Source organism: Larkinella bovis, assembly GCF_042655385.1.
GTDB lineage: Bacteria > Bacteroidota > Bacteroidia > Cytophagales > Spirosomataceae > Larkinella > Larkinella bovis.
In genome coordinates this window covers 83754-103676 of the sequence record NZ_JBHSMA010000009.1, presented here as the reverse complement: position 1 = coordinate 103676, position 19923 = coordinate 83754, and the positions used below count along the sequence as shown (strand labels likewise).

General features: G+C 52.6%; 15 protein-coding genes and 1 tRNA gene. 7 read left to right on the top strand and 9 right to left on the bottom strand.

Annotated elements, in window-relative coordinates; translation table 11 throughout:
• Positions 1–76: 76 nt before the first annotated feature.
• Both uxuA and uxaC read left to right on the top strand, forming a co-directional pair.
• Positions 77–1282: a mannonate dehydratase gene (uxuA, locus tag ACFPMF_RS21780; RefSeq protein WP_379849021.1), complete on the top strand. Its 1206-nt coding sequence runs from the start codon at positions 77–79 to the stop codon at positions 1280–1282.
• Between the two features lie 172 nt (positions 1283–1454).
• The gene (gene uxaC, locus ACFPMF_RS21775) at positions 1455–2867 is read left to right on the top strand and encodes a glucuronate isomerase (RefSeq protein WP_379849018.1); all 1413 of its coding nucleotides are present in this window, start codon (positions 1455–1457) and stop codon (positions 2865–2867) included.
• 54 nt (positions 2868–2921) lie between these two features.
• Here the strand turns inward: uxaC and ACFPMF_RS21770 are convergent, their stop codons facing one another.
• On the bottom strand, positions 2922–4205 hold the full coding sequence (locus ACFPMF_RS21770) for a metal-dependent hydrolase family protein (RefSeq protein ID WP_379849016.1): 1284 nt from the start codon (positions 4203–4205) through the stop codon (positions 2922–2924).
• A gap of 131 nt (positions 4206–4336) precedes the next feature.
• Complete coding sequence (locus ACFPMF_RS21765; RefSeq protein WP_379849014.1) at positions 4337–4792, bottom strand: DUF4920 domain-containing protein; 456 nt, start codon at positions 4790–4792, stop codon at positions 4337–4339.
• A 283-nt stretch (positions 4793–5075) separates the two neighbouring features.
• Between ACFPMF_RS21765 and ACFPMF_RS21760 the strand changes: the two genes are divergently transcribed.
• Positions 5076–5366: a hypothetical protein gene (locus ACFPMF_RS21760; RefSeq protein ID WP_379849012.1), complete on the top strand. Its 291-nt coding sequence runs from the start codon at positions 5076–5078 to the stop codon at positions 5364–5366.
• A gap of 39 nt (positions 5367–5405) precedes the next feature.
• Here the strand turns inward: ACFPMF_RS21760 and ACFPMF_RS21755 are convergent, their stop codons facing one another.
• The 6 genes from ACFPMF_RS21755 to ACFPMF_RS21730 form a co-directional block, all read right to left on the bottom strand.
• Positions 5406–8669: a DUF7948 domain-containing protein gene (locus ACFPMF_RS21755; RefSeq protein ID WP_379849010.1), complete on the bottom strand. Its 3264-nt coding sequence runs from the start codon at positions 8667–8669 to the stop codon at positions 5406–5408.
• A gap of 209 nt (positions 8670–8878) precedes the next feature.
• On the bottom strand, positions 8879–9493 hold the full coding sequence (locus ACFPMF_RS21750) for an ABC transporter ATP-binding protein (protein WP_379849008.1): 615 nt from the start codon (positions 9491–9493) through the stop codon (positions 8879–8881).
• A gap of 83 nt (positions 9494–9576) precedes the next feature.
• Positions 9577–10371: an acyl-ACP--UDP-N-acetylglucosamine O-acyltransferase gene (lpxA, locus tag ACFPMF_RS21745; protein WP_379849005.1), complete on the bottom strand. Its 795-nt coding sequence runs from the start codon at positions 10369–10371 to the stop codon at positions 9577–9579.
• A 95-nt stretch (positions 10372–10466) separates the two neighbouring features.
• Complete coding sequence (locus tag ACFPMF_RS21740; protein ID WP_379849003.1) at positions 10467–11861, bottom strand: bifunctional UDP-3-O-[3-hydroxymyristoyl] N-acetylglucosamine deacetylase/3-hydroxyacyl-ACP dehydratase; 1395 nt, start codon at positions 11859–11861, stop codon at positions 10467–10469.
• A 75-nt stretch (positions 11862–11936) separates the two neighbouring features.
• Positions 11937–12968 carry a UDP-3-O-(3-hydroxymyristoyl)glucosamine N-acyltransferase gene (gene lpxD / locus ACFPMF_RS21735; RefSeq protein WP_379849001.1) on the bottom strand — a complete coding sequence of 344 codons (1032 nt, stop codon included), beginning with the start codon at positions 12966–12968 and terminating at the stop codon, positions 11937–11939.
• Positions 12969–13042: 74 nt separating this feature from the next.
• Entirely contained in the window at positions 13043–14317 is a 1275-nt protein-coding gene (locus ACFPMF_RS21730; protein ID WP_379848999.1) for an HD domain-containing protein, read from the bottom strand.
• Between the two features lie 152 nt (positions 14318–14469).
• On the opposite strand from ACFPMF_RS21730, the gene ACFPMF_RS21725 reads away from it, so the two are divergent.
• Positions 14470–14543 (top strand) — tRNA-Ile (locus ACFPMF_RS21725).
• 170 nt (positions 14544–14713) lie between these two features.
• Here the strand turns inward: ACFPMF_RS21725 and ACFPMF_RS21720 are convergent.
• The gene (locus tag ACFPMF_RS21720; RefSeq protein ID WP_379848997.1) at positions 14714–15805 is read right to left on the bottom strand and encodes a type I restriction endonuclease; all 1092 of its coding nucleotides are present in this window, start codon (positions 15803–15805) and stop codon (positions 14714–14716) included.
• A 583-nt stretch (positions 15806–16388) separates the two neighbouring features.
• On the opposite strand from ACFPMF_RS21720, the gene ACFPMF_RS21715 reads away from it, so the two are divergent.
• The 3 genes from ACFPMF_RS21715 (at position 16389) to ACFPMF_RS21705 (ending at position 19897) form a co-directional block, all read left to right on the top strand.
• Complete coding sequence (locus ACFPMF_RS21715; RefSeq protein ID WP_379848995.1) at positions 16389–16562, top strand: hypothetical protein; 174 nt, start codon at positions 16389–16391, stop codon at positions 16560–16562.
• 846 nt (positions 16563–17408) lie between these two features.
• A complete protein-coding gene (locus ACFPMF_RS21710) occupies positions 17409–18488 on the top strand; it encodes a hypothetical protein (RefSeq protein WP_379848993.1) in 1080 nt (359 codons plus the stop codon).
• Complete coding sequence (locus ACFPMF_RS21705; RefSeq protein ID WP_379848991.1) at positions 18377–19897, top strand: putative Ig domain-containing protein; 1521 nt, start codon at positions 18377–18379, stop codon at positions 19895–19897. The genes ACFPMF_RS21710 and ACFPMF_RS21705 overlap by 112 nt, the downstream gene beginning before the upstream one ends.
• The last annotated feature ends 26 nt before the right edge of the window (positions 19898–19923 follow it).

Sequence of the window (19923 nt, the reverse complement as noted above, 5' to 3'; positions counted from 1 at the left end):
ACGCCCGTAAAGACAGAATACAAAATGAGTAGAGGGAATAGACCGGTTTCTTTTGACCAAAATTACCCACAAAAAAATGGCATTAGAACAAACCTGGAGGTGGTTTGGCCCCAACGATCCCGTGAGTCTGGCCGATATCAAACAGGCAGGCGCAACAGGCATTGTGACGGCTTTGCACCACCTCCCGAACGGACAGGTATGGTCCGTCGAAGAGATTAACGCGCGCAAATCCTTGATTGAAACCGCAGCGCCGACCGGACACCCGCTGACCTGGTCGGTGGTGGAAAGTATTCCGGTGCACGACGCGATCAAAACCCGGGGCGACGGTTTTCAGCAATACATCGAAAATTACAAGGAGTCGATCGTCAACCTCGGCCGGTGTGGCATCGATACGGTTTGTTACAATTTCATGCCGGTGCTCGACTGGACCCGCACGGACCTGGATTATCCGATGCCGGATGGGTCAACGGGCCTGCGGTTCGACGCGACGGAGTTTGCGGCTTTTGAACTGTTCATGCTGAAACGCCCCGGGGCCGAAGCGCACTATTCGCCCGAACAGATTCAAAAAGCCCGGCGATGCTTTGAAGCCCTGGACGAAACCGCAGCTTCGCGCTTGCAGCGGAATATCATCGCCGGTTTGCCGGGTTCGGAAGAAAGTTATACGCTGGAACAGTTCCAGGCGACGCTGGACGCGTATAAGTATATTGGTGACAAGGAGTTGCGGGAGAATCTGTACGCGTTTCTGCGGGAGATTGTGCCTGTGGCGCAGGAGGCCGGGGTTCGGCTGGCGATTCACCCCGATGATCCGCCGTATCCGATTCTGGGCCTGCCGCGTGTGGTCAGCACGGAAGCCGACGCCCGAATGGTGCTGGATGCCGTCGATGTGGTGGCCAATGGCCTGTGTTTCTGCACCGGTTCGTACGGCGTTCGGCCCGACAATGACCTGGTGGGTATGGTGGACCGGCTGGGTTCCCGGATTCATTTCATTCATTTGCGGGCCACGAAACGCGATGAGGATGGTAACTTTTACGAGGCCGATCACCTCGACGGTGACGTGGATATGTTTGGCGTCATGAGTGCCCTGCTGGGCGAACAACGCCGTCGGGAGGAAGAAGGAATCGAGAATTTCCGGATGCCGTTCCGGCCCGACCACGGCCATAAAATGCTGGACGATCTGAACTCCGGCAAACGCACCAACCCGGGCTATACGGCCATCGGGCGGCTCCGGGGTCTGGCCGAACTCCGTGGTTTGATGCTCGGCATCGAGCGATCGAGCCTTTAAAGGGTTTTGGTTTACGGTATCCGGTTTATGATGGCTGCACGCTTCCGATCTGAGAGGTCGTAAGAAACGCAATAGCCTGGGTGCGTCAGCCCCATAAACCGAATACCGAATACCGTAAACCAAAAACCGAATACCGTAAACTATAAACCGAATACCGTAAACCGTTACGATCATGCTGGTTGATCATCCCATTAAATCTTTTTTAGACGAAGACTTTCTGCTTCAGACCGATACCGCCCGGCGGCTTTACCACGACTACGCCAAGGCGATGCCCATCATTGATTACCATTGCCACCTGCCACCCGATCAGATTGCCGCCGACAAACGGTTTGACAACCTGACCCAGATCTGGCTCTACGGCGATCATTACAAATGGCGGGCGATGCGGACCAACGGTGTGCCGGAACAGTATTGTACCGGCGATGCGTCGGACTACGAGAAATTTCAGAAGTGGGCCGAAACCGTGCCGTATACCATGCGGAACCCGCTCTACCACTGGACGCACATGGAGTTGAAAAATCCGTTCGGGGTCGAAACCATCCTGAATGGCAATACGGCGCGTGGCGTATACGATACCTGTACCGAACAGCTTTCCGGCCTTTCGACCCGCACTTTGCTGCGGCATTTCAAGGTCCGTACGGTTTGTACGACCGACGACCCGACGGATTCGCTGGAACACCACCAAAAAATCGCCGAAGACGGTTTTGAAATCAAGGTGCTGCCGACGTTCCGGCCCGACAAGGCGATGGCGATCGACGACGTTCCGGTTTTTCAGGCGTATGTACAGCGCGTGGGCGAGGTTTGTAACCAGGAAATCCGTACCCTGGACGCTTACATGACGTGTCTGAAACAGCGTCATGATTACTTCGGATCGATGGGCTGCCAGCTGTCGGATCACGGGCTGGAAACCGTCTATGCCGAACCATATACCGAAGCGGAGGTCAAGGCGGTTTTTGAGAAACTACTTGCCAATGCAGCGCTGAGCGAGACGGAGAAATTACAGTTCAAGTCGTATATGCTCGACCGGTTTGCTGAGTGGGACTGGGAGAAGGGCTGGACGCAGCAATTTCACCTTGGCGCGCTCCGAAACAACAACCGCCGGGCGTTGCGAACGCTCGGTCCCGACACGGGTTGGGATAGCATCGGGGACTTCCAACAGGCTCGTCCGCTGGCCCGGTTTTTGGGTGGTCTCGACGACAGGAACCAACTGGCCAAAACCATTCTGTACAACCTGAACCCGAGCGACAATGAAATCATGGCCACCATGATCGGGAATTTTAACGATGGTTCGGTAGCGGGTAAAATTCAGTTCGGATCGGGCTGGTGGTTTCTGGATCAGAAAGACGGCATGGAGCGGCAGATCAACGCCCTGTCGAACATGGGCCTGTTGAGCCAGTTTGTCGGCATGCTGACCGATTCGCGCAGCTTCCTGTCGTATCCCCGGCACGAATACTTCCGCCGGATTCTCTGCAATATTTTCGGAAACGACGTCGAAAATGGCGAGTTGCCCAACGATATCGAGTGGATCGGCAAACTGGTGCAGGACATCTGCTACCGGAATGCGGAGAAATATTTTGGGTTTTAAAATGGAATAAGAAAGGAAGATGGTAAGAAGCACGCCATCTTCCTTTCCTTTTGTTTATTGCTTATAGACCTTGCCTTCTTTCATCACAAACCGGACCGACTGCAGGGTTTTGATGTTCTGGAGCGGGTTTTCATCGACCGCGATGAGGTCCGCCAGTTTGCCGGTTTCGACGGAGCCAAGCTGGTTTTTCAGGCCCAGTAATTCTGCATTGACCATCGTGGCCGCTTTGATGGCTTCCAGCGGTGGCATGCCGGCTTCGACCATGTATTCAAATTCCTTCGCGTTATAACCGTGCACAAAAACGCCCGCGTCGGTGCCAAACGCGATTTTAACCCCGGCTTTGTAGGCTTTCGCGAACGTCCCCTGAATCAACGGGCCAATCGCCAGTGCTTTGGGGGTAACCAAAGGCGGGTAATACCCAAAAATGCGGGCGGAATCCGAGGTGACTTTCCCGGCAATGATGGTCGGGACGTAATACGTGCCGTGTTTTTTGAATAGCTCGATGGTTTCGTCGTCCATCATCGTGCCGTGTTCGATGGTCGTGACCCCGGCGCGAATGGCCCGTTTCATGCCCTCCGCGCCGTGGGCGTGGGCGGCCACGGCAAACCCGTAATCTTTGGCCGCTTCGACCACCGCCCGCGCTTCTTCTTCCGTAAACTGGGGGCCCGAACCGTCTTTGGCGTTGCTCAGTACTCCGCCCGTGGCCGTAATTTTGATCAGATCCGAGCCATCTTTATACCGCTGGCGAACCGCTTTACGGGCGTCTTCGGGGCCGTTGATAACGCCCTCGTTCGGGCCGGGATCACCCATCAGATCTTTGCGATACCCGTTGGTCGGGTCGGCATGGCCGCCGGTGGTAGCGATGGATTTTCCGGCGGTAAAAATGCGCGGACCATCCACCAGCCCCCGGTTGATGGCGTTTCGCAGCGCCACATTGACCCCGCTGCCGCCCAGGTCACGAACCGTCGTAAAACCGGCCAGTAATGTAGTTTTGGCATATTTGGCGGCCTGAAAAGCCACGTCGGGTACGTTCTGGGTAAACCGGTCGTACGAACCGCCCCGGCGGGTTTCATTCTCGAGGTGAACGTGCATGTCGATCAGGCCGGGTAAGACGGTTTTGGTTTTCAGGTCAATGACGCGATCGGTGCCTGCCGGTTTGGCAAAGCCTTTCTGAATCGCCGTGATTTTGGAACCTTCCACCACCACCGTCATTTCGCGCTGAAGGTCGTTGTGAACCCCATCGAGCAAGCTGCCGCAGTGAAGCAGCGTACGTTGCGCCAGGAGGGAGGAAGCCGAAAGAAGGAAAACGGTTACGGTGATGAAGTAGCTTTTTTGCATAAAAGGAGAGAGGTTAAAACGAAAAAGCCGCATCGATGCGGCTTTGAAGATACTTTTTTTTGGGGAAGAAAGGAAGGAGGGAGAAATAGCGAAAAGAAATTCGAGTCCTTCTTCCGCTTTTTCGTTCCGCCTTATTTTTTGACAATCACCCCATCGGCCATGAAGGTAATAGCGTTTTCAGGCTGGGTGATTTTGGCGATTTCTTCTTTGCTTTTGCCCGCATCTTCGGCGTAGTGGCGCAATTCGGCGACGGAGGTAGTTTTGGTTTCGGCGGTTCCTTCAAAAACCACCTGCTTACCGGCAATATCTTTTGGAACGAAAAAACCGTAGTCGCGGAACCGCACCAGCATGGTCTGGTGATCGGCGGTTTTAACCCGCATCCAGCAGCCTTTCACCTGGCAAACCGACTCAACGGTGCCTTCCACCTTCGTGTTCAGCTCTTTTTTGTCGCCCATTTTCGTGGCTAACTCCGCCGAAGGAGTGGCATTTTCGGCCGTTATCTTCTTGCCGTGGTAGCTGACGTTGTCCTGGGCCAGTGCGCCGAAGGAGAGGCCGAGCGCGAGCGCCCAGCTGGCTAAGTGCTTCATAGTCTGATGCGGTTTTCGTAGTGATGACAGACAAAAATAAGAAAAAAGGAGATTGAATGGTTGTGGTACCTTTCAAAAGAAAACCGGAGAACCCGATGACTTTTTGGCCCCTGATCCGTCAAAGGGAAATACGACCTAACGATAGGTTGACCGTTTGTTTCCTGGTCAATATGGTATCAGCCCGATTCGTCGTTCTCCTTATTTTTTGCGTCGGGGAGGCTGCCCGAATCGCCGGAAGAAGGATCCGTTCGTGTAACTATAGGGTATAACAAAAAGCTTCCCGATGAAATACGCTGAATTCATCAGAAAATGGTGGACTTCCTACGTCGAAAAAGGGGCAACGCCAGACCAGCTCAAATTCTGGTTTCTATTTTGGGGGAGCGTGGTGACCGCCTGCGCGCTTTACTACGTTTATGATCGTCGGCTTAGCGAGTTTTTGAGTCTGGAAGTAACTTCCCGCTTGAATCTTCTGGTTGCCTACGGTTGTTTCTTGTTACCGGCTTTTGTGTTGCGGAGGCTGCATGTTGTCATTCTCATCGTCATTATCTTAAAATTGCTGGACCTATTGCATTAACAGGCATTCGATTTCCCCCGGATCGTTTAAAAATAACCGCTATTCCAGCACTTCCACCCAGCCCTTGCACTTCGTTCCCCGTTGGGTCGTGATCAAATAATAGTACAACCCGTTCGGAACGTCCATGCCCCAGTTGTTGGGGTAATTGTCGCTGCGGTACACCAGCTTGCCCCAGCGGTTCATGATCTCCAGTCTGGCACCCGCGAAGCCAATGTTGAACACGTCGTTTTTACCATCCCCATTGGCGGTCACTACGTTCGGAACCGTGCTCATATTCTCGATGTCGACGGGCATGCTCATCGTCAGACTGCAGCCGTTTTTGTAGGTCGTCAGCGAAATCTGGTACTGCCCCGACTTCGTATACTGGTAGGTGCCAGGCGTGTTGGTCCGCAGGGTATCGCCGTTGCCCATTGCCCATTGATAGCCGTCGGCTCCCGCACTGGTATTGAGCAGTTCTACTTTCATCGATTGGCCGCATTCCGAACTTAATCGCACCTCGGCCACGGGTTTGTAGGAGTCGTCGGTTTTGACCGTTACGCTTTTCTGCGCCGTGCAGCCGGTTTCGTTCGTCATCTTTACCGTATACGTCGTCGTTTGCGTTGGGCTGACCACCGGATTATTCACGGTGGCGCTGGCCATGCCCTGGGTGGGCGACCATTCGTAGGTTTTGGCCCCGCTGGCCACGAGTTGAACCGGTTTTCCGGCGCAGATCGTCGTGTCGTTGCTGATCTTGAAGTTGGCCGGATACACTTTGATAATTTTCTGGGCCACATCCTGCCGCTTGCAGGTCAGCTTGTTGTACGCGGTCAGCGTCACTGTGTACTCACCCGGTTTGTCGAAGGTGTGGCTCACCTGACCGGGATTGGTGGACGTGCCGTTGTCACCGAAATCCCAGGCATAGGTTACTCCGCCTTCACTCGTATTGACGAAGTTGAGCGTCAACGGGGTACAGCCTTCTACCACATCTTTCTTCGTGCCTTCGTAGGCGTCGAAAGTCGCTTTCAGCCGGTCGATATCGAACTTGAAGGCGGCATTGTTGCAGTTGGGGCTTTTGTTCGTCGTTGACCAGACCTGGGCCGTGGCCGGAAACCGGGTTCCTCCGCAGGCGCAGGCCGCGTGGTAAATCGTGCCGTTTTTGTCGAAGCGGCTGGTGCCGCCGTCGACGTGATCACCGCGCCCCTGGGCGTTTTCACTGCCGAAAAAAGTGGCATACAACAGCGACTTTCCGCCCTGTTCCAGCAAAGCCAGCCAATAGTTGTTGCCATCGGTGGTTTTGCGGTAGGCATCCGGCGTAATGGGTAAACCCTGTGTACTGCTCGTTAAGTTACCACTTCGGATGTTGACAAAACCGCCCCAGCCCGACAGGTAGATATTGCCGCATTCGTTGACCAGCAAGGCCGTCGGGGAAATATCCGGTGAGGTTCGACCGGAGCCGATGACCGTTGAAAAGACGGTTTTAGAAAGGGACGGGTCGAGGGCGTGAATGAACTGACCGCTTTTCGGAATCTGATAAACCCCCGTCGAAACCGGGTATAAGCCGCGGGTCAGGCCCAAAACGTGCGGATTTTCCTGCGGATCCAGGTCGATCAGGTAGGCCGCGTCGTCGGACGTTGTTCCCAGGTACGTACTCCGTTCCAGCCGGAAGTTGTTGAATTTGACCAGAAAACCGTCTTCCCGGCCGCCAAGCTGGTTTTTTAGCGCACCGGCGGTACCCGGCAAGTCGGCGCTGCGGGTGGTGCCGACGGCGTAAACCGCCCCCGAATCCCCAATCCGCAGTCCAAAAGCAATGTCGTAATCGGTTCCGCCGAAAAAGGTACTCCAGTGCAACTGAGTTAATTCCGGGTTCAATTGTAGGAAAACGGCATCGGCAGGGCCCTGAAGTTTGGCCTGGGGGGCATTGGCCGTTGTGGGAAAATCCGCAGAATACGACACCGTGGCTACGTATACATTATCGTTTTTGTCCACCATGATCTCGCCCCGCAGGTCATCCCCGTAGTTATAAATCGCCAGAAACCTATCGGCGTAATTGATGCCGTCGTTCGCCGAACCGCCCACGTAGGTACTGCCTTTCAGCGTCCGGCCGTCGGGGCTGATGTTGGCTATAAACAGATCAGTGCCGTTCCGGAAATAGATGGAACCCGAGGGACTGGTGGGGTCCGGCAGGCCGTTTCCGATAGGAATATATGCCGACCCGCCCGCAAACTTTCTGCTGTACGCGTTGGTGGTCGTGGGAAAGTTAACGGATGACGTAACGCCGTAGACCAGAAGTTCATTCTTGCTATTAACAATCAGACTATGAGGAGTTTCGCCGGTTGATCCGCCCAGGTAGGCCGCATAGAGCAACTGCTTTCCATCCGGGCTGAATTTCAGGATAGCCACGTCGATTTCGGCCCCGTAACGAGTCTGGAAAGCCCCGGTGGAAGGCACGAAACTGCTGCCAAAAACCGTCCCGGCCGTGTAGAGATTGCCCTCGTTATCGTACGTCGCGGTATGTCCCCAATTGTCGCTGACGGAACCGGAATACGTCGAGAAAATCAGCGTCGGATCAATGGTGAGCGCCTGTTGCCGGTCAAAACCGCCGGGGAAGCGAAAGGAAGCGGTTTCGCCTTCGAGCAGCCATTCCGAGGGGACTTCGGTCGTTTTGCCGTTTTTTTCGGTAAACGAATACGGTTTTTCTTCCCGGAACGGCAGCAACGAGGTTTCAATGATGAGTTGACCGTTCTCGGCACGAATCGCCGAAGCACCTTCGTACCGCAGTTTAATCACCGAGGGATCGGCGCCGGGCCGGACCGTGAACTCGTATTTAAGTGTCTGGTAATAGGCAAACAATCGGAGATCGATTCCCGGATAAATATTGTGGTAAACCACTTCGGCAAAGGCCGGGACGGCACTGGCCCAACGGGACGGGTCATTGCCCAGGAAGTAGTTTAAATGTTCCGAAACCCGGTTTTTGCTTTCGACGGCGGCCGTCGGTAGGCTGTTTTGCAACTGCATTTCCACCCCATGCGCCCGGACCATCGGCTCGGTGCGTTCGGATGGGGGGGCGGTTCGGGCGGCTGCCTGATTATTCCGGCCCGCGTGGAGCTGGTCCAGGGCTTCGGAATCGTAAAAAACGTAGTGCAGGGATTGCTGCTTCAGGAATAAAAAACCGCCCGGAAGTTCGGCCCGAAACAGCACTTCCGGCGACCATTGCCCTTTGTTCTGGACAAACCGCACGGCGCTGCCGGCGGGCGCATCAGCGAAGACGAAACCGGGCAGATTGACAAGCAGAAAGAAGAAGAATACCGTAAACGTTCGACGCATAGACCGGCAGCACAAATGATTGTCAAGATAACTATTTGCGACAAAAGAGTACAGTCAGACGGAAAAGAAGTTCAGTATGGACCATCGACCAATGCTGGACCCGGTTGTCTCAGTTACCAGGACTCCGGAATTTTGCAAAGAGTTGCAAGCATCCGCCGGATGCACTCACGTTTAGACTCATTCGGGGGCGGCAGGTAACCGGGGTTGCGCTATTTCCACTGACTAATGTCGATCACGTTCGGGCAGAAGTCGTATTCTTCGGGTTGGTTGGAGCCGATCAGCAGCAATTGGTCGGACAGTTGGAGGACTCGTTCGCGGTACCAGGCAACGCCCTGTTTATCGAGGTTGGAGGTCGGTTCGTCCAGAATGACCACGGCGGCTTCGGAGTAGAACGCCAGCGCCAGCTTGACGCGTTGTTTCATACCCGACGAAAACGCTTTGATTTCCTTGTGCCGGGCGTGGCTGAGGTACATCAATTCGCAGAGCTGTTCGGGGGTCCGGTTTTCCTTGAACGGTTTGAACGACTGGTGAAACGTGAGTAGTTCCAGTAGGGTCAGTTCTTCGATCAGCTCGAGATAAGGGCTGGCCATGACCACGTGCCGAAACCATTCGTCGGATTCGACCGGTTTTCCGTGCAGGGTGTATTGAATCGTCCCTTCCGATAGGGGAAGCACCCCAATCAGTGTTTGCAGCAGGGTTGATTTACCGCTTCCGTTGGGACCCACGAACGTATAGCTGGTTCCGGACTGGAGTGTAAGTTCCACGTTCCGGAAAATCCATTCGCGCCGAAAGCGCTTACCAAGACGTTCGCTGCTAATCTTCATTGGCATTATGACGGGGCCGCCCGCGCCGTAATAAACGATGGACGATGAATTAAACCGCATCCTTTACTTCATCGTCCTAAAAATCATTCACCTACTTCCCGGCCGGATGGGCCTTTCATGATGCCCCGTTCGGAATTGCGGATGAAGTTGACGATTTCGTCGCGTTCGTCGGACGGCGGCAGTTCGAGATCGATGCGGGTCAGAGCCTCGGCGTTATTCAAACCGCGCAGGTAGATGTAGCGGTAAATTTCCTGAATCTGATTGATTTGTTCGTTGGTATAGCCCCGACGGCGTAATCCAACCGAGTTGATACCGGCGTAGGTAAGCGGTTCGCGGGCGGCTTTGGAGAACGGCGGAACGTCTTTCCGAACCAGTGAACCACCCGAAATGAAGGCATGGATACCAATTTTGGCAAACTGGTGCACCGCGCTGAAGGCGCTGATGATGGCCCAGTCGCCCAGGTGAACGTGGCCGGCCATCTGGACGGTATTGCCAATGATGCAATGATCGCCAATCCGGCAGTCGTGGGCGACGTGCGCATAGGCCATGATCAGGCAATCACTCCCAATTTCGGTGCGACGGTGTTCTTCCGTTCCCCGGCTGACGGTCGCATATTCGCGGATGGTGGTATTGTCACCGACAAACGTAAGCGTATATTCGCCTTTAAACTTTAGATCCTGCGGAATCGCTGAGATAACGCCCCCCGGATAAATGCGGCAATTTTTACCAATCCGCGCCCCTTCGTTAATGACGGCATGGGAGCCAATCCAGGTTCCTTCACCGATTTCAACATCTTTATGGATGATGGCAAATGGCTCAATAACGGCGTTATGAGCAATTTTAGCATCAGGGTGAATGTAGGCAAGTGGTTGAATCATCAAACTGGTTGGTTTACTGTTTGATGTTTAACGTTAAAAGTATAACGATTAAGGCAGGTGTTCGCAGCTTAGGCGTTAGACGGAAGACGTTAAACCTATTTTTTCTTAACAAGACTGGCGATCATTTCGGCTTCGCAGACAAGCTGTCCGGCGACGTAGCCCCGGCCGGACATTTTGACGATTCCCCGCTTCATGGGCGAGATAAATTCACAGCGAAAAATAACCGTATCGCCCGGAACCACATTTCGGCGGAAGCGGCAGTTTTCAATCCCGATCAGGTAAGGCCAGTAGTTTTCGGGGTCCGGAACCGTGCTAAGGACCAGAATGCCCCCGGTTTGGGCCATTGATTCCAGTTGCAAAACGCCCGGCATAACCGGGTTGCCGGGAAAATGCCCCATGAAGTATTGTTCATTCATGGTGACATTTTTTATGCCGACTACGCTGTTTTCGTCCAGGGCGATGATTTTGTCAATCATCTGAAAGGGGTAGCGGTGGGGCAGCAGGCTCGCGATGCGCTGAAAATCGTAAACCGGCGCCTGCGTGGGATCGTAGGTCGGAATGTTATTGGCTGCGTTCTTCTGCATGAGTTTTTTTATTTTTTTCGCAAATGCAACGTTGGCAGCATGACCGGGCCGGGCGGCCAGAATCTGCGCTTTGAGGGGCCGTCCGACCAGGGCCAGGTCACCGACGAGGTCGAGCAGTTTGTGCCGGGCCATTTCATTCGGATAATGCAGGTCGAGGTTGTTCAGAATGCCCTCTTTTTTATTGACACTGACTTTCGGTTTATTGAGTAATTCGGCTAAATAATCCAGTTCACCTTCGCGGACATCCCGGTCGACGATCACGATGGCGTTGGTCAGGTCGCCACCTTTGATCAGGTCCTGTTTATAGAGCATTTCGAGTTCGTGCAGAAACACGAAGGTGCGGCACATGGCAATCTGCGAGGCAAACTGACTGATGTCGTTGAGGAAAGCGTGCTGGCTCGTAATCACCCGCGAATTATAGTCCACCATCACGGTGAGCCGGTAATCGTTGAGGGGTAAAGCCGCAATTTCAATATCCTTTTCGGCGTTCTTGTAGTGGACGTACTCGCTGATTTCGAAGTAGTTCCGGTAAGCATTCTGTTCTTCGATTCCGGCATCCTGGAGGGCTTCGATGAATTTGATCGAACTTCCGTCCATGATGGGTGGTTCGGGGCCGTCGAGCTGAATCAGAATGTTGTCGAGTTGCAGCCCCACCAGCGACGCCAGGGTGTGCTCGACCGTGTGAATCCGGGCTCCGTTCTGTTCGAGTGTGGTGCCCCGTGAAAGATCGACAACGTTGTCGACATCGGCATCGACAATCGGTTGACCCGGTAAATCGATGCGTTGAAATTTATAACCGTGGTTGGGCGGTGCGGGCAGGAACGTCATCGTTGCTACTACGCCGGTGTGCAAGCCCACGCCCGAGACCGAGACTGCTTTTTGAATCGTTTGCTGTTTGGTATTCATTCCGTAAGCTTCTGACCAGAAGGCTATTATTGTTACGTTGGAACGGAGGTCTGGCCGAAAACCGTTCGCCGGTAACTATTGATTTTTTAGTTTATTTTCTAACTCTTCGATGCGTTTTTCTACGTCGGGCAGGCGCTGGTACACGACCTGGGAGCGGAGACTTTCCTGAAGATCGAAAGCCGGGCTGCCACTGAGCGATATCCCTTCTTTTTTGACCTTCTTCATGACTCCCGACTGGGCACCAACCTTGGTGCCCCTGGCCAGGTAGATATGGCCCGTAATACCCGCCTGGCCGCCGACGACGCAGTTTTCGCCAAGTTTAGCGGAACCGGCAATCCCCGACTGGGCCGCCATAACCGTGTTCTTGCCAATTTCAACGTTATGAGCAACCTGGATCAGGTTATCCAGTTTGACACCCTGCCGGATGATGGTGGACCCTACGGTCGCGCAATCGATCGTGGTATTGGCGCCGATGCTGACATGGTCTTCGATAATGACATTGCCCAGTTGCGGAATGGCGCGGTAGGTTCCATCACGTTCGGGGGCAAATCCAAACCCTTCGCTGCCGATGACGGCATTCGGCTTGATGACGCAATGATTGCCAATAACCGTGTTGTCCAGAATCCGGGCGCCGGTATGGATGACGGTATGATCACCAATCGTGACCTTATTCCCAATATAGGCCTGGGGATAAATTTTAACATTGTGGCCAATCCGGCACTCTTCCCCGATGTACGAAAACGCCCCCCGATAAATACCGTCGCCTACCTGAGTAGATTCCGCTATGTAGGAGGGATGTTCTACCCCAACTTTTTCGACCGGCCGCAAGCCATTGACCTGTTCCAGCAGCTGGGTGAACGCAGAATAGGAGTTATCCACGAAAATTAAGGTCGCCTTTACCGGTTGCCGGGGTTGAAAAGACTTATTGACAATGACGGCCGACGCGGCTGTCGTATACAAAAAATGTTCGTATTTCTGGTTGGCTAAAAAAGAGATGCTGCCTTCCTGACCTTCTTCAATTTTGGACAGTTGGTTGATTTTCAGCGAATCATTCCCATCAACCGTACCGCCGAGCAGGGCAGCAATCTGCTTCACTGTAAATTCCATAGGGTGGACGTAATCGTCGTTGGAGCTATGTATGAGTCGGTTATTCGTGCCGCTAAGGTAGACAACAAATTGAACTATACCAACCGGACCGGCAGTTGGGCCAGGTTTTTTGCCCAGCAGAGATAGTATCGTTTGACCATGTTGGTTAGGGCTTTAATACCGGGCAGATCGGACGCATCGGCAATATCGACGATTCGGCCGTCTTTCATTTTAATGTTTATATTATCAATAGACGGTAAATAAGCCGAGTTGGTTGCAACCCCTTCGACCAGAAAATAGGACAATTCGTCGGGCTGTACGCCGGCACTCAGCAATTGTTGTTCAAACTCGTGGCGCAGTTCACCGGCAAACGGCTGATCAGACATGACGATTTTGAATAACCGTCGGTCGAGCAGCATCTGGCAAAGGGTGGCCAGCACCCGGTCGGGATGTTGGCTCCAGAATTTAATGCAGGTCCAGATGTCATAATCGTCAAGGTGCGAAAAAGCTTTCAGGTAGTGCGGCTGGTGTTCAATGTCCTCAATAGTTATTTTTCGCGACAGAAAGACGTGCAGGGCTGGGGTGGTAAAAACCGCCTGCGTATCCGTAGGATCAAATTCTTTTTGGCTCAGTAAAAACCGGGCCCGGCGAATAATCTGCACCAGCATAGCTTCGGCGCAGAGCGAGGTTTTGTGCAGGTATACCTGCCAGTACATCAACCGCCGGGAGCTGAGAAAATTCTCGATACTCAGAATTCCCTTCGCTTCCACCACCAGGTGGTCATTGACCAGATCGAGCATTTTAATGATCCGATCGGCGCCGATGGTTCCTTCCGCTACACCGGTATAAAAACAGTCGCGGTTGAGGTAATCCATGCGGTCCATGTCCAATTGACTGGAAACCAATTGGTGAAAAAACGGTCGATGATAGGTTCCTTCAAACATCCGGATCGCCAGCGTTAATCCCCCGTTGAATTGTCGGTTCAGTTCGTGCATCAGCAGCAACGACAGGCGCTCGTGCGGGATGCCTTCCAGAATGCTGTATTCCAGCACGTGTGAAAACGGGCCGTGGCCAATGTCATGCAGCAGAATGGCGATCTGTGCCGCATCACATTCGGCTTCCGTAATGCGGTGTCCCTTGCCGCGCAGGGTTTGAATGGCCTGCCCCATCAGGTGCATGGCCCCGAGAGCATGGTGAAACCGGGTATGCAGGGCGCCGGGGTAAACCAGTTCCGAAAGCCCGAGTTGTTTGATCCGCCGGAGCCGCTGGAAATACGGGTGTTCAACCAAATCGAAGATTAACTCGTTTGGCAGGGTAATAAACCCGTAGACCGGGTCATTCAGGATTTTTTTCTTATTCTGAGAAGCCAACGGAGAAGGGGCCAGGTTCACAGGCAAATATACGCCAAAATGGGCAAGAGTGTTGCAGGACTTTTGCGGTTGCGGCTTGAAGGACTTCCCGTTTTTTGTATATTTGCAAATGCTTCGGCTATCGACGCCCAAGCGACCGGTTTTGCCGGTTCGGGCCTATAGCTCATTCGGTTAGAGCAACTGACTCATAATCAGTAGGTGCTTGGTTCGATTCCAAGTGGGCCCACGTTGAAAAACAGTCACTTACAGATTTCGTAAGTGACTGTTTTCGTTATAAAGGGATAGTAGTGTACCACTGGTATAGCCACGCCCTTCAAAATTCCTTCGTTTCTTCTTCAAAACGGCAAGTCGTCGCCGACCTTCTGGGGCTTTGGTTTTAGCCGGTGTTACCTTATTTCATTCCGCCTTCTTCTCGTACATCGCCAGCGACCTCTTGAGGCTGTCCGTATGATTGTAGATATCATTCAGGGAAAAGATTTCATGCTTGATCTCTTTCCGGTTTTCATCGAGAAAAGCAATGTATTTCCGCTGACTGTTGAAGTACATCCGGCAAATCGGTTTCCGGTTGTTGTCATCAAGCAGAATAGCAAAGTAGGTTTGGGCATCGCGGTGAACGATCCGGCTGCCGTCAATCTCCGACCGCAGGATGGCCCGGACGATATAGTAGGACTCCAGTTCCTCGGCGGTCGTAACGATCGATGGGTCTTTGCGCGGCTCGGCGGGCGATTCAGGAGCGGACGCGGCACCGTTTGCCCCTTGCGTGACCTCCTGCATTTCTTCCTTGGTTAATGCCGACTTCAACCGCTCCGTAATCTGATCGGAAATGATCTGCTGAAAGCCTTTGCGGACTAGCCCGGAAAAGTAATCAATCATTTTAGCGTTCAGTTGTCCCTGATAAACCTGTTTGGCGAAAAGGCGCACGACCGGTTCAGACGGATTCGCCATTTCCTGGGCAATCAGCGGTTTCAGTTCCCCCATATACTTGAGTTCGCTGGCCGTGGACAAAATGGAATCCACGTCGAAATACGACTTATGAAACTTCTTGAGTTCTTCAATCTGGAAATCTTTCAGGTCCGTTAGGTCTACTTCCAGAAACGGCTTCTGGTCCATCTTGTTGGGTTCCGCCAGGTCCGTGTAGAACCGGTAAATTACACCGTTGGTCAGAATTCCAAACCGAGCCCTGGTGACGTGGAAATACCGGAGCAGTTGATTGTCATGCAGGGTCAGACTCTGGTTATGGTGCTTGCATTCCATCAACATAATCGGGTGCCCGTCGCGCATAATGGCGTAGTCTACTTTTTCGCCTTTCTTGGTGCCAATGTCGCTGATGAACTCCGGGGACACCTCGTGCGGATCGAATACGTCGTAGCCTAGTGCGTTGATGAAGGGCAAAATGAGGGCCGTTTTGGTGGCTTCCTCGGTTTGAATAGAATTTTTGAGTCGGGCAATCCGCTCACCAATCTGTTTGATGGTATCCTTGAAGTCCATAGGGTTTGAGAATTTGGGGCCTAAACTTAACGGACGTGTCTGGAAAATCAAGAGTGTGAACAAAATACGGGCTTTTCCCCGTGTCTGCCCGGTGGTAAAAAACGGTAGGTATATCCCCTTGTACTTCTCTGCATCTCCCCTGTCTAAGCAGAATGAAAACACTGCTCCTCTACTCCGCCCTGGCCGTTGCCCGGCCTGACGCCCGCCGACACCACCCGGTATTATGAGTCAACGCCGGTTATGAGAGAAGTTGCCCACAACGCGCTTCGGTCGCCGGTTCAACCGGGTAATCCTGGGGCTGGTTGGCGTGATTGGGGTAACGGTGAAGGCGCTGTAAGAAAAAACTCGAAATAAAGGGGTATCCGTACGTCATTTCCTTGTGTATTGGATAAGGGCTATATACCCTTTCGGTGACGTAATGATCGATACCGTGGGATTTATTACCATGTGACTATTCAATAACGTGTTCACCTTGTTCTCCAGGGCTTGAACAGTGGGTTCTTCAAAGATTTCAACGCGTTGCGTCATGGTGCTATAAAGCTGAAGGTTCACCCCAAGTACTGAAGAATCAGCAATATAGTCAATGGGAAATTTCCCGGCATTAATAGCAAAAAGCCCAACCGGAGCTGGTTTGTCTTTTCCGTTTAATCAAATAAAGATTAAAACTCCAGAAGAAGAACAAACTATTGATACATTTGGTGCTGATTATCAGATAGTTATAATGAATAATATTTACAATGTTCTATTTATCATTTAAATTTTAATACGATGGAGAAGGTTAAAGTTCCGAAAATTTTATCGGCGATCAGCTTCCTCTTGCTGGCCGCTTTCCCCTGGTCCTGCGGTCAGTTGAACCTGCTTGAAGATCACCTCTGCCCTTCCAACGTGGTCAACGAAGGTTTCACTTCGCAACCTGTCATTCCAGGTGTTACGGGGTTATACTACTGGACCGGCCATTGTAGATGTGATTATTGCAATGGAGTCGTTAGAGAAACAATCACGAATTTTATTTGCCATACTCAGCCCGAATGCTTCATACAGGGAGATGTGACTCCAACGGGAACTTGCAACGTGCAGGTAAGATGCCCCAATACGCCAGTCATTCCGGGAGGAGGGTAAGGATACAAAACATCCGGTCCTGCTGCTAATCGGGCTTTCGACTATGGAGTAATTGTTCGATTTGTTCTCTGTGCAGGTTTTTAATCGGATCGGTAAAAGGCTGATTTAACGTGCGTTATGGATGGGTTACAATACGGTAGCAAGGGTGGCTTAAGTGACAGCGAAATGGTAACCGATTGTTTCCAATATTATTACCAGAATTGCGTCGGAATGCAGCGGCTAGTCAGCTACGAGCGATGTGTAGCCCGAAAGCCCGGGTTATTGCCGGTTTTTTCTATTGCTCAAGTGGCTTTGTGGGCAAAGTGAGCGTACGGGCTTCGGCATTGTAGAGAGTAAACTGCTGGTTGTTTTTGATAATCACCGTATTGCCACTACTAGGGTTTTTACAGGCATGACCACTCGTGGCAAGTCGTGTGGGCTGGTTCTATTTTTCTGCTTTCACATTGCTACTTTTTACCTTCTTCTACTAATCACTAGTACGGTTATGGACACCTATATACCATTCAGGATGCGCTATTTTTTTTACAGTAAATGTGGGGTTAATTCCTTGGTGACAACGCTGGTCTTCTGGCTGGGTAGCCTTGCGGTTTCTCCGGCTCAACTTATGGATTGGCAGAAGACCTTTGGAGGGACGGAGTTTGATAATGGCTATTCTATAAAGCCAACCACAGATGGGGGGTACGTAGTAGCCGGAGACACGAAATCCAACGATGGTAATGTCAGTGGCAATCACGGCGATAATGACGTTTGGGTCGTGAAGCTTAATGCGTTCGGGAATATTGTCTGGCAAAAAGCCCTGGGAGGAACCGGATATGATTTTGCAAGTGCAATACTTCAGACGTCTGATAGGGGTTTTGTGGTGGCTGCCACTTCGTATTCCAACGATGGCGATGTCAGAGGGAGCCACGGACAAAGTGATTTTTGGATAGTTAAGCTCAATAGTTCAGGGGACATAGTCTGGCAAAAGACGTTTGGTGGCTCGGGTAGTGAATTCGCTAACGCCATCACAGCTACTGCGGATGGGGGCTTTGTCGTGGCGGGATTGACCACCTCCACGGATGGCGATGTGCATGGCAATCACGGCAGGAGCGATATGTGGGTGTTGAGACTGAACAGTTCAGGAGGCATTGTCTGGCAAAAGACGTTAGGCGGTTCGAGTGATGATGGGGCAACCTCCATTACGGCAAGTGCGGATGGGGGCTTTGTCGTGGCGGGACAAACGGGCTCCAACGACGGCGATGTCAGTGGTAATCACGGCGGGCAATCAGATGCCTGGGTGGTGAAGGTATCCAGTTCCGGTGTTGTGGTCTGGCAGCGGGCATTGGGAGGTTCGGATGCGCATGGCGACAGAGCCACGGGCATCATTGCTACAACTGATAATTTGTATATGGTAGCCGGAACAACGTCCTCTAATGACGGCGATGTGTATTTTAATCATGGAGGGCAAGATGCGTGGGTAATACAACTCAACGACCGGGGGAACTGTATTGGCAGAAAACACTGGGAGGCACAGGTGAAGAGATCGCCAATGCCATTACGACAACGGCCGATGGCGGTTTTTTAGTAGCGGGTTCTACGAATTCAAATGATGGCGACGTGCGGGGCTTTCAAGGCGGAATTCTGGATTTTTGGGTGGTAAAACTCACCCAGTCGGGTCACATAAGCTGGCAAAAACCATTGGGAGGGAAGGACGAAGAAACCATCTTTGGCATTGCGTTAGCTCCGGATGGCGGCTACGTGATGGCCGGGTACACCTGGTCCAACGATGGCAATGTGACCGGGAATCATGGTGGACATGATTTCTGGGTGGTAAAGTTACGGGAGCCGCTCCAGGTTTTGCCTCCTTTTTACAATTGTAACACAGGTGAAATTACTTTTCGGACGAAAGGAGGCAATAACACGCCAATCCTCTTTGCTGCCCCGGGCATTACCAGAGCCACCACAAGTAAAGTTGGCCTAGTTGACCCTGGCTTACGGAGCGATCCGAAAGTGATTCCAATTACGGCGATTCAGAGTGGTCAGCAGGTCACCTACAATTTCGATTTGAGAACTGCCTGTATTCATCCACTGTGTTTCCAGTACCATCTTCCCGAGCAATGTCCCCCCTTTATTCCCAAACTGGTTCAACCCATTCCATCACAGGTAATGACCCTGGGACAGACACTGGCGGGAAGAGGGGTGGTTCTGAGCACGTATATGGTTGATCCTACGCCCTATATGCCCTACTATTCGTTCTACGCATCCGAATGGACCTTTCAGGTGGAAGGTCTGCCACCCGGTTTATGGTTGGCATCCACTACCATGGAATATAGCCCATTCGCGGCCATTCAGGGAACCCCCACCCAGACCGGCCAGTTCACGGTTAAACTCACGGCGAGTACGGGCCAGTTTGGCAACCGACCCATTGTGACCACCTTTACCATAACGGTTTTCCCCGCAGGCCCGCTGACATTGCAACCACCCCGATACGATTGTGAGAGCGGAGCCTTTCATTTCAATACCAGTGGGGGCGATGGCTCCACAATCGAATACATGGCCGCGGGTATTACTCCCTGGACAACTAACCCGGATCAATTTGTCGAGTATGCACTTCGTACCGCCAAGGACGTCCAACCCTTTACGCTTAGAGCCCGGCAACGCGGGGTGATCGTAACGGCCCAGTGGGATTTGAAAGCCAGTTGTGGTAGAGCCCGAATGGGATCTGTCGAAACGGATTTGTCCGGATTCCAGGTACGCCTACTGGGCAATCCACCGGCGGACCAAGCTGCGGAAGTGGAAATTCGAGGGGCAAAAGGGAAGTGGGTGCAGGTACAGGTAAACGACCTGCAGGGGAAGGTGCTTCACCACAAACATATCCAGCTGGCAGATGATGTGGAGCGCCAGTCCATTCCGATCGGTTCGGGATCTGGGCAGTACCTGTTGGAAGTAGCCTCAGGTGGAGAACGGAAAGTACTTAAAGTGCTGAAACCCTAGCAACCAAAAGGCTGGAGTCGCATTTT